Source organism: Micromonospora sp. ATA51 (assembly GCF_016802855.1).
GTDB classification, from domain to species: domain Bacteria; phylum Actinomycetota; class Actinomycetes; order Mycobacteriales; family Micromonosporaceae; genus Micromonospora; species Micromonospora sicca.
In genome coordinates this window covers 1-9757 of the sequence record NZ_JAEVHJ010000261.1, presented here as the reverse complement: position 1 = coordinate 9757, position 9757 = coordinate 1, and the positions used below count along the sequence as shown (strand labels likewise).

Below are 9757 nucleotides of genomic sequence, written 5' to 3'. Positions count from 1 at the left end.
CTGACGGGCGGCGGCGACGGGGAGCGGATCCCGCAGGCCGAGCCGACCCTGACCACGCCGGTCACCGGCCCCCCGGCCGACCCGACGTCCGATCCGGGCCGGGGCGCCGGCGGCACCGGCCGCCGCGCAGCACAGCAGGCAGGAGCGCAGCCCGCGGACCTGCATGTCCCAGCCACCGGTCGGCGTGTCCACGAACGCGTCGGCGGCGGCGAGCAGGCGGGGGAAGTCCCCGTCGAAGTACGCCCGCATCGCCTCGCCGGAGTAGCTGGTGGTCAGCGTCTGCCCGCTGGCCGTACGCGCCGGCGCGGCCGACAGCAGGGCGTCCGAGCGCAGCCAGTCGCCCTCCTCGCGGACCGCGTACGCGAGGTTCTGCATCGCCCGGGGCAGGGCCAGCAGCTGCTGGGCCCGGCTGAACTCCACGATCGCGTGCAGCTCGTCCAGGCCCACCCGGTCGCCGGCCTGGTAGCGGGCGGTGGCCGCGGTGATCCGGGCGTTGGTGCGGATCTCCGCCAGCCCCAGCCGCTCGCCGATCTCCGCCGCCGTCTCCGCCGCCGCGACGGCCGCGTCCCGCTCGTAGTTCAGCATGTGCAGCCGGCCCAGCTCGGCGTGCGCGTCCGCCTTCTGGGCGCTGTCCGGCAGCGGCTCGAAGAGCCCCACCGCCCGGTCCAGGCAGGCCACCGCCGTAGCCCGGTCGGCGCGCAGCCAGGCCGCCTGGCCGAGCAGCGTCCAGGCCCGGGCGGCGCAGGCGTCGTCGCCGTGGGCGAGCAGCCGGTCGGCGAGGGTGTGCAACTGCTCCGGCCCGCCGCCGGAGAGGAAGGTGTTGCCGTCCCGGTAGAAGGAGATCTCGGTGCTCAGCAGCTCCAGTTGCAGCCGGCCCACCGGGTCGCCGTCGTCGGCCAGGCCGAGCGCGCGGCCCGCGTGGCCGGCGGCCGCGTCCAGGCCGTGCAGCGCGTACGCCCGGCGGGCGGCCCGGTGCAGCGCCGCGCGGGCCGGGCCGGCGTACCGGTGGGTGTCCATGTCCAGCGTCCGGGCGATCTCGTGCGCCGCCCACCGGTGGTGCGCCAGGACCTCCGCCAGGTCGTGTCCCGGCTCTGCGACAGCGCGTCCAGCCAGTCCGCCGTCCGCTCGTGCCGGGCCACCCGCTCGGTGCGCGGCAGCCGCTGGTAGCAGACGTCCCGGACCAGCACGTGCCGGAACCGGAACTCCGGCTGCCCGGCCATCGTCGACGCCGCCTGCTCGTGCACGAAGTCGCGCTGCTCCAACCGGCGCAGCGCCCGCTCCACCGACTCCACCGCCAGGCCCAGGGCGGCGGCCACCGCGCCCGGCCAGAACTGCACTCCCACCACCGAGGCGGCCAGCAGCACCGCCCGGTCCTTGGCGTCGAGCAGGTCCACCCGGTTGGCGATCACCGCGTGCACGCTCTCCGGCATCGGCAGGTCCAGGTGCTTCTCCAGCGACCAGCCGCGCCCCGACTGGCGCAGCGCGCCCTGCTCGATCAGCATCCGGACGTACTCGTGGGCGTAGAGCGGGTTGCCGCCGGCCACCTCGACCAGCGGGCTGAGCATGTCGGCGGAGAAGGCCGCCTGGCCGAACATGTGCGCGTAGAGGGAGGCGATGCCGGTGTCCCGCAGCGGCGGCAGGGTGATGGTGACCGAGCCGGTGATCGTCCCCGCCCAGCTCGGGTCGCGGTCGACCAGCTCCGGCCGGGCCGTGCAGAGCAGCAGCAGCGGGACGTCGCGGGCGGCCGCGCCGAGCAGCTCGACGAAGCGCAGCATCGCGTCGTCGGCCCAGTGCAGGTCCTCGAAGACCAGCACGGTGGGTCGGCGGGCCGCCAGCGCCAGCAGGAACCGCCGCCACGCCGACTCGGCCTCCTCCGCGGGCAGCGCGGTGCCGGTCAGCCCGACCAGCGGGCGCAGGGCGTCGACGATCCGGTCCCGCTCCCCGGGACCGACCAGCTCGGTCACCGCGGCGGCCAGCCGCTGCGCCGCGGTCGGTGCGGGGTCGGTGTCCAGGATGCCCGCCTCGGTCTTGACCACGTCGGCCAGCGCGGCGAACGTGACGTTCTCGCCGAACGGCGGGCACCGCCCGGTACGCCAGGTCAGCGGCTCGTCGACCAGCCGCCCGGCGTGCCGGTACAGCTCGCGGACGAGCCGGCTCTTGCCGATGCCGGCCCGCCCGAAGACGGTCACCACCTGCGGCATCTGGTCCCGCAGCGACCGGTGCAGGGCGTTGACCAGCAGCCCCAGCTCGTGCTCACGGTCGATCAGCGGGGTGGTGTCCGGCTCCCGGTCGGTCGGCTGGCGGCGGACCGGGGACAGCGCCAGCCAGACCTCGGTCGGCGAGGAGCGCCCGCGCAGGGTGACCGGCGGCTGCTCGGAGTAGCGGATGGCGTCCTTGGTCAGCGCGTGGGTGGCGCCGCAGACCAGCACCCCGCCGGGCGGCGCCACCGACTGCATCCGGGACGCGGTGTTGACCACGTCACCGGCCACGATGGCCTGCCCACCGTCCCGGGCGGCGGCCACGTCGACCAGCGCCTCGCCGGTCGCCACGCCCACCCGGAACCGCAGCTCGTCGGCGCCGGTCGGGGCGAACCGGGTCAGCACCCGCTGCAGCTCCAGCCCGGCGCGGACGCAGCGCAGCGCGTCGGTCTCGGTGGCCACCGGGGCGCCGAAGAGCGCCATCACCGCGTCGCCGATGTACTTCTCGACCACGCCGCCGTACTGCCCGACCACCCGCTTGGCGGCCGAGAAGAAGCCGGTCTGCATGCCGCGGACCTGCTCCGGGTCGGTTCGCTCGACGTACGGGGTGAAGTCGATCAGGTCGACGAAGAGCACGCTGACCCGGCGGCGGTCCTCCTGGGGCGCCGCGGCGGGGCGCTGCGCCCCGGTCCGGGGCGCCCCGCACGAGGTGCAGAACGTCACGTCGGTGGCGAGCGGGCGCAGGCAGTGCGGGCAGACGGCACCCAGCTCCGCGCCGCAGCCACCGCAGAAGCGGTCGCCGTCGGCGGCGGTACGTCCACATCGGTCACACTGCGCGGAGATGACACCCTCCACTGGCGGATCTGCCGGCCGCCCCGCGGCCGGGCGCCGCGCCCCCCGCGGCGTCCACCGTGAGTATCGCCGCCGGCGGCGGTGTCAGGTACCGGGCTGTTGGCTTGCGGACAGTTCTCCGGACGGCGTCAAGAGCTACATTCAGGCGGCCGAATGCCGACCGCGATCAAGGGGGATACGCCATGGTGTACGTGAAGCTGGAGAGCGACTGGACCGACCCCGACGGGGTCAACCACTCGGCGGGCGAGTCGGTCGACGTGGATGCCGCCACGCTCGCCGCGCTGCAGGCGGAGGGGGTCGTCAGCGAGGGGTCCGGTGGCGGCAAGGACACCACCGACTGGGCCGGCCCCGGCAGCACCACCGCCTGGGCGGGGCCGGGCAGCGCCGGCGTCTGAGGCCGGTGCCGACGAGGGCCGGGGCGGCGACGCCACCCCGGCCCTCGGCCACGTCCGACACCGGCGCGGCGCGTCAGCGGTCGTTCATGCCGGCGCGGCGGCGCAGCGCGGCCACGTCGGTCACCACGATCCGGCGTCCCTCGGTACGCAGCCAGCCCCGGCTGGCGAACGAGCCGATCGCCTGGTTGACGCTCTGCCGGGAACCACCGGCCATCTCGGCGAGCTGGCTCTGGTTGAGCTCGATCGTGATCATCGGGGCCTGGCTCTCCCCGGCCAGCCGGACCAGCGTCTTGGCCACCCGGCCGGGCAGGTCGAGGAAGACGTGGTCGGCGTTCTGTTCGGTGAGCCGGCGGATCAGCCCGCCGAGCGAGCGCATCACCGCGTCGAGGATCCGCGGGTTGGAGTGCACGAGCTCCATGAAGGCCGGTCGGGACAGCGCGAGGGCGGCGGAGTCCTCGATGGCCTCGGCGGAGGCGGACCGGGTGGAGGCGTCCAACAGGGAGACCTCGCCGAGCACATCGGGTGGACGGATCACCGACAGCACCGCCCGCTCACCGGTGGGCGCGGTGCGGAAGACGGCCACCGCCCCCCGGCGCAGCACGATCAGCGACTCGCCGGGATCGTTCTCCACGAACAGCAGCTGACCCTTGCGGTAGGTGCGCGGGACCGCCGCGGCGATCACGCGTTGCCGCACCTCCGGCTCGAGTCCGGCGAACATCTCCACGCCCGTGAGCGCGTCACCCGGCTCCGGCAGGCGAACCTCCACGGCCCAACCCCTCCCCGGTCAAGGACCAAATCGCAGCCGGGTGAACCTGACAGCCCCCGGTACGAGGTTCTGAACCGGTTCGGCGTCCGGTAGCGGTACACATCAGATCATGACGGTCCGGTCGCTTGCTGTACACCCCTGGAAACACTTCCGTGACCCTGCCGAGCTGCGGTGCCGGGGCGCCGGCCGGCTCGTCCCGTGCCCCGCCGACCGGCGTCCGGCCGTCGTGGGCGAGGATGGCGGGGATGGTCTACCGCTACTTCTACGACTGCGAATTCATCGAGGACGGCCGGATCGTCGACCTCGTGTCGATCGGCGTCGTCGACGAGTACGGCCGCGAGTTCTACGCGGTCTCCACCGAGTTCGACGACTCCCGGGCCGTGCCCTGGGTGCGCCGCAACGTCCTCGACAAGCTCCCCTCGCCGGCGGACCGGGCCTGGCGCTCGCGGGAACGCATCCGCGACGAGCTGTACGACTTCCTGATGGAGCCGATCCGGGACCGGCCGGGCGAGCAGCTGGAGCTCTGGGCCTGGTACGCCGCGTACGACCACGTGGTGCTGGCCCAGCTCTGGGGCGCCATGCCGGCGCTGCCCCGGGAGATCCCCCGGTTCACCAAGGAGCTGCGCCAGCTCTGGGACGACCGGGGCCGCCCGAAGCTGCCGGACGCCGAGGCGGATCGGCACGACGCCCTGGTCGACGCCCGGCACAACCTGGCCCGGTGGCGGGCGATGAGCCGCCGGTAATCTGCCCGGAAGGTCGGGTCCAGCAGGTTTGACCGGTTCTGTCCCGGGCACCGTTCGACATCGATCCGATGCGAGGGAGTGCCGCCATGAGCAAGGAGCCGACCACCGCCGCGGACGCCCGGGGGCGGGTCACCGAGCTGATCAGGGACGCCCGGATCTGCCTGCTCACCACGACCGCCGTGGACGCCGGCTGGTCAGCCGGCCGATGGGCCTGCAGGCCGCCGAGTTCGACGGTGATCTGTGGTTCTTCGCCTACGCCGACTCCGTTAAGGTTCGCCAGATCCGGGTGAACCCGCAGGTCAATGTCGGGTTCTCCGACCAGCGCCGGCACGCCTGGGTCTCGGTGGCGGGCACCGCGCAGGAGGGTTGGGACCGGGCCCGCGCCGAACGGCTGTGGAACCCGCTGCTGAAGACCTGGTTCCCGGACGGGCTGGACACCCCGGGGATCACGCTGCTCAAGGTGCACGTGAGCTCGGTCGAGTACTGGGACTCGCCGGCCGGCACGGTGGTGAACCTGCTCGGCTTCGCCAGGGCGGCGGTGACCGGGCGGCCGCCGAAGGCGGGGGAGAACCACGAGGTCAGCTACTGACCGGTAGCCGGACCGGCGCTCGGGACCGGCCGGGGCGCGGTGTCGGCGGACCCCCACGCCGACTACAGTGCGCACTGACGGCCCGCCCCGGGCCGGCAACGGCGCCGATGGTCTGATCTGACGCATATCCTGGGGCTTATCCGGGCTTCACCTGATGCTCCAGGAGGATGAGCAGATCATGCGTATCGGCGTGCTCACCGGCGGCGGCGACTGCCCAGGTCTCAACGCGGTCATTCGGGCGGTGGTCCGCAAGGGCGTCGCCACCTACGGTCACGAGTTCGTGGGCTTCCAGGACGGCTGGAAGGGCCCGCTGGAGGGGCTGTCGAGGCCGCTCGGCATCGCGGAGGTCCGCGGCATCCTGCCGCGCGGCGGCACCATCCTCGGCTCGTCCCGCACCAACCCGTTCAAGATCGAGAACGGGGTGGAGCGGATCAAGGAGAACCTGGCCGCGCAGGGCGTGGACGCGCTGATCGCGATCGGCGGCGAGGACACCCTCGGCGTCGCCACCAAGCTGCACGAGCTGGGCGTCAACGTCGTCGGCGTGCCGAAGACCATCGACAACGACCTCGGCGCCACCGACTACACCTTCGGCTTCGACACCGCGGTCAACATCGCCATGGAGGCGATCGACCGGCTGCACACCACGGCGGAGAGTCACCACCGCACCCTGGTCGTCGAGGTGATGGGCCGGCACGCCGGCTGGATCGCCCTGCACGCCGGCCTCGCCGGCGGCGCCAACGTGATCCTGCTGCCGGAGCGGCAGTTCGACGTGGAGCAGGTCGCCGGCTACGTCGAGAAGCGCTTCCAGCACCAGTACGCCCCGATCGTCGTGGTCGCCGAGGGCGCGCAGCCGCTGGAAGGCCAGATGGTCCTGCACAACCAGGAGCTCGACTCGTTCGGCCACGTCCGCCTCGGCGGCATCGGCCAGTGGCTCGCCGAGCAGCTGGAGGCGAAGACCGGCAAGGAGGCCCGCACGGTCGTGCTCGGCCACATCCAGCGCGGCGGCACCCCGAGCGCGTTCGACCGGGTGCTCGCCACCCGGCTCGGGCTCCAGGCCATCGACGCGGTGCACGAGGGCGACTGGGGCAAGATGGTCGCGATGCAGAGCACGGACATCGTCCGGGTTCCGCTGGCCGAGGCCACCCGCGAGCTGAAGACCGTGCCGCTGGAGCGGTACGCCGAGGCCGAGGTCTTCTTCGGCAGCTGATCGACGGCAGACGGTGCGGCGGTCCCGCGGGGGACCGCCGCGCCGCGGCTCCACCGAGAGGGGTACGGCGCGATGGCACCCGGGGTGCACACGGTCGCGGTGATCGGCGCGGGCAAGATCGGCGAATTGATGCTCTCCGGCCTGCTCCGCTCGGGCTGGCCGGTGGAGCGACTGCTCGCCACGGCCCGGCGGCCCAGCCGCGCCGAGGAGCTGACCGCCCGGTACGGCGTCCGGGTGGTGGACAACCTCACCGCGGTGGACGAGGCGGCGGTGCTGGCCATCTCGGTCAAGCCGCAGGACGCCGCAGCGCTGCTCGACGAGATCGGCCCCAAGGTCCCCGCCGACAAGCTGGTGATCTCGCTCTGCGCCGGCCTGCCCACCACCTTCTTCAGCCGCCGGCTGCCCGAGGGCACCCCGGTGGTCCGGGTGATGACCAACACCCCGGCCCTGGTCGACGAGGCGATGAGCGCCATCTCCGCCGGCGCCCACGCCACCGAGGAGCACCTGGCGCTCGCCGAGGAGATGTTCAAGCCGCTCGGCTCGACCCTGCGGGTGCCCGAGTCGCAGCAGGACGCGGTGACCGCCCTCTCCGGCTCCGGCCCGGCCTACTTCTACCTCCTGGTCGAGGCCATGATCGACGCCGGCATCCTGCTCGGCCTGCCGCGGCAGGTGGCGCACGAGCTGATCGTGCAGACCGCGATCGGCTCGGCGGTGATGCTGCGCGACTCCGGCGAACACCCGGTCAAGCTCCGCGAGGCGGTCACCTCACCGGCCGGCACCACCATCTCGGCGATCCGCGAGCTGGAGAACCACGGCGTCCGCGCGGCTATGCTGGCGGCGCTGGAAGCCGCCCGCGACCGGGCCCGCGAACTGGCCGCCCAGGCCGAGTGAGCCATCCGCCCCGCCCGGCTCGGGCCGGTGATCGACCCCAGCTCGGGAGGTGGCGGCATCCGCAGGTGTCGGACACCCCCACGTCGGGGAGCCGGAGTGCACGCGTCTTCCGCGGCGTCCGACGGCGGGGGCGAGCGGGGGCCGCACCGTGCCGCATACTGGCGCGGTGTTCACTCTCGCCCAGGCACGCCATCTGGTGGCCACCCTGCGGCCGCGCGTCGACGAGCTGATCCGGCACCGGGCCGACCTGGCCGAGCTGCGGGTCGACCTGGCCGACCACGGGGCCAGCGTGCTCGGCGGGCTGGCCGAGGTCAAGGCCCTCGAAGCCCGGCTGCACGCCATCGTGGACGAGTTCCACACCCACGAGATCCAGGTCAAGGGGATCGCCCCGGTGCTGCTGGACTTCCCCGGCGAGCGGGACGGCCGCCAGGTGCTCTGGTGCTGGCTGGAGGGCGACTCCGACGTGCGCTGGTACCACCGGGTGGAGTGCGGCTTCGCCGGCCGCCGCCCGATCTGACCCGGCCACCGGCCGGCCGGGACGGGAGGGCGGTCAGCCGAGGGCGGCGAGGCGGGACCGGTCCACGTTGCCGCCGCTGAGGACCAGGACGACCCGGTCGTCGGGGGCCACCGTGACCAGACCCGCGCGCAGCGCCGCCAGGGTCACCGCGGCGGCCGGCTCGACCAGCAGCTTCGTCGCGTCCACCAGGTCCGACCAGGCGGGGAGGATCGACTCCTCCGGCACCTCCACCACGTCGTCGACCAGCGCCCGGACGTGGGCCAGGGTGTGCCGTCCGGCGAACGGGGCGGCCAGACCGTCGGCGACCGAGGCCGGTCGTACCGGCGGGGTGGGCGTGCCGGTGCGCAGGGCGTACGACATCGCGTTCGCGCCGTCCGGCTCCACGCCGACGATCCGGGTGGCGGGGGAGGCCTCCTTCACCGCCGCGGCGATGCCGCTGATCAGGCCCCCACCGCCGACCGGCACCAGCACCAGGGCCGGGACCGGGCCGTCGGCCAGCAGCTCCCGGCCGATGGTGGCCTGGCCGGCGATCACGTCGGGGTCGTCGAAGGGCGGCAGCAGGTGGTAGCCGCGTTCGGCCGCGAGGCCCTGCGCGGTGTCCAGCAGGTCGTGGGTGAGGACCACCTCGGCGCCGAGCCGGCGGACGGTGTCCACCTTGCTGGGCACCGCGGCCGGCGGCATGCAGACCACGGTGGGCAGCCCGAAGGCGCGGCCGACGAAGGCCACCGCGATCGCGTGGTTGCCGGCGGAGAAGGCCACCAGCCCGGCCGGCATGCCCTCGCGTTCGGCGCGGGCGAGCAGCGCGTTCATCGCGCCCCGCGCCTTGAAGCTGCCGGTGTGCTGGAGGTTCTCCGCCTTCACGGAGATCCGCAGGCCGAGCTGCGCGCCGAGCGAGGGGGCCGCCAGCAGCGGGGTCCGGACCACCCGCCCGTCCAGGCGCTTCTCGGCCGCCGTGATGTCGTCGCCCGTCACCAGCCGCATTTCCAAAAGCCTAGCCCGTCGGCACGCGCGGCGGCGTCCCCGAGCATCGGGTCAGCCGGCTGCGGAGCTGGGCAACGGGTCGGCCGGGGACTCGGCGACCGCGAAGACCACGACGTTGTCGCGGTAGTGGGCGCGCCGGCGGTCGAAGTCGCCGCCGCAGGTGACCAGGCGCAACTCCGGACCGGGGGTGGGACCGTACACGCGGGTGGTGGGAAAGCGGTCCTTGGCGACGCGCAGCGAGCCGGTGACCCGGAACGGCAGCCACCGGTCGCCCCGGCGCACCTCGACCTGGTCGCCGGGGCGCAGTTCCCCGAGGCGGGCGAAGACGGCCGGGCCGGCGCGCGAGTCGAGGTGGCCGGCGAGCACCGCCGGTCCGGGGTCGCCGGGGGCGGGCCCGCCCCCGTACCAGCCGGCCCGGGCGAAGTCGGCCGGCGGGACGAGCGCGCCGGCCCGGTCCAGCCCGAGCACGGCCAGCGGGGAGTCGACGCCGATCCGGGGCACGCGTACCCGGCACGGGGGGCGTCCGGCGGGCGTGCGGTGATCGGGTGAGCAGTCGGCGGCGCAGCTGGGCCGCCAGGCGACGGCCGGTGGCGGGCTCACGGTGCCGCCGGTGCCGAT

At 74.2% G+C, this 9757-nt stretch carries 10 protein-coding genes; 6 read left to right on the top strand and 4 right to left on the bottom strand.

The features are described from left to right. Positions 1–851: 851 nt before the first annotated feature. Positions 852–3053, bottom strand: a complete 2202-nt coding sequence (locus JNW87_RS40905; protein WP_238454749.1) for an adenylate/guanylate cyclase domain-containing protein — start codon at positions 3051–3053, stop codon at positions 852–854. A gap of 179 nt (positions 3054–3232) precedes the next feature. Between JNW87_RS40905 and JNW87_RS28960 the strand changes: the two genes are divergently transcribed. Continuing rightward, positions 3233–3445, top strand: coding sequence for a hypothetical protein (locus tag JNW87_RS28960; protein ID WP_109803541.1), 213 nt, complete (start codon positions 3233–3235; stop codon positions 3443–3445). Between the two features lie 73 nt (positions 3446–3518). Here JNW87_RS28960 and JNW87_RS28955 read toward each other — a convergent pair whose 3' ends face one another. Then, a complete protein-coding gene (locus tag JNW87_RS28955; RefSeq protein WP_109803542.1) occupies positions 3519–4211 on the bottom strand; it encodes a Crp/Fnr family transcriptional regulator in 693 nt (230 codons plus the stop codon). Positions 4212–4456: 245 nt separating this feature from the next. Here JNW87_RS28955 and JNW87_RS28950 point away from each other — a divergent pair, with 245 nt between their 5' ends. From JNW87_RS28950 to JNW87_RS28930, 5 genes are all read left to right on the top strand, one after another. Further along, positions 4457–4954: a polyadenylate-specific 3'-exoribonuclease AS gene (locus JNW87_RS28950; RefSeq protein WP_109803543.1), complete on the top strand. Its 498-nt coding sequence runs from the start codon at positions 4457–4459 to the stop codon at positions 4952–4954. A 205-nt stretch (positions 4955–5159) separates the two neighbouring features. Continuing rightward, on the top strand, positions 5160–5543 hold the full coding sequence (locus JNW87_RS28945; RefSeq protein ID WP_238454748.1) for a pyridoxamine 5'-phosphate oxidase family protein: 384 nt from the start codon (positions 5160–5162) through the stop codon (positions 5541–5543). Between the two features lie 178 nt (positions 5544–5721). Then, positions 5722–6750: a 6-phosphofructokinase gene (locus tag JNW87_RS28940; protein ID WP_109803558.1), complete on the top strand. Its 1029-nt coding sequence runs from the start codon at positions 5722–5724 to the stop codon at positions 6748–6750. Positions 6751–6822: 72 nt separating this feature from the next. Beyond that, on the top strand, positions 6823–7641 hold the full coding sequence (gene proC, locus JNW87_RS28935; RefSeq protein WP_238454747.1) for a pyrroline-5-carboxylate reductase: 819 nt from the start codon (positions 6823–6825) through the stop codon (positions 7639–7641). Positions 7642–7807: 166 nt separating this feature from the next. After that, positions 7808–8158: a DUF2203 domain-containing protein gene (locus JNW87_RS28930; RefSeq protein WP_109803546.1), complete on the top strand. Its 351-nt coding sequence runs from the start codon at positions 7808–7810 to the stop codon at positions 8156–8158. Between the two features lie 33 nt (positions 8159–8191). On the opposite strand, the gene JNW87_RS28925 is transcribed toward JNW87_RS28930, so the two are convergent. Together JNW87_RS28925 and JNW87_RS28920 are read right to left on the bottom strand one after the other, a co-directional pair. Continuing rightward, positions 8192–9139 (bottom strand): threonine/serine dehydratase, encoded by a 948-nt coding sequence (locus JNW87_RS28925; protein ID WP_238454746.1) that lies wholly within the window; start codon positions 9137–9139, stop codon positions 8192–8194. Between the two features lie 51 nt (positions 9140–9190). Further along, positions 9191–9757, bottom strand: a 567-nt coding sequence (locus tag JNW87_RS28920) for a class F sortase (RefSeq protein ID WP_255544470.1), incomplete at its 5' end; no start/stop codon positions are given.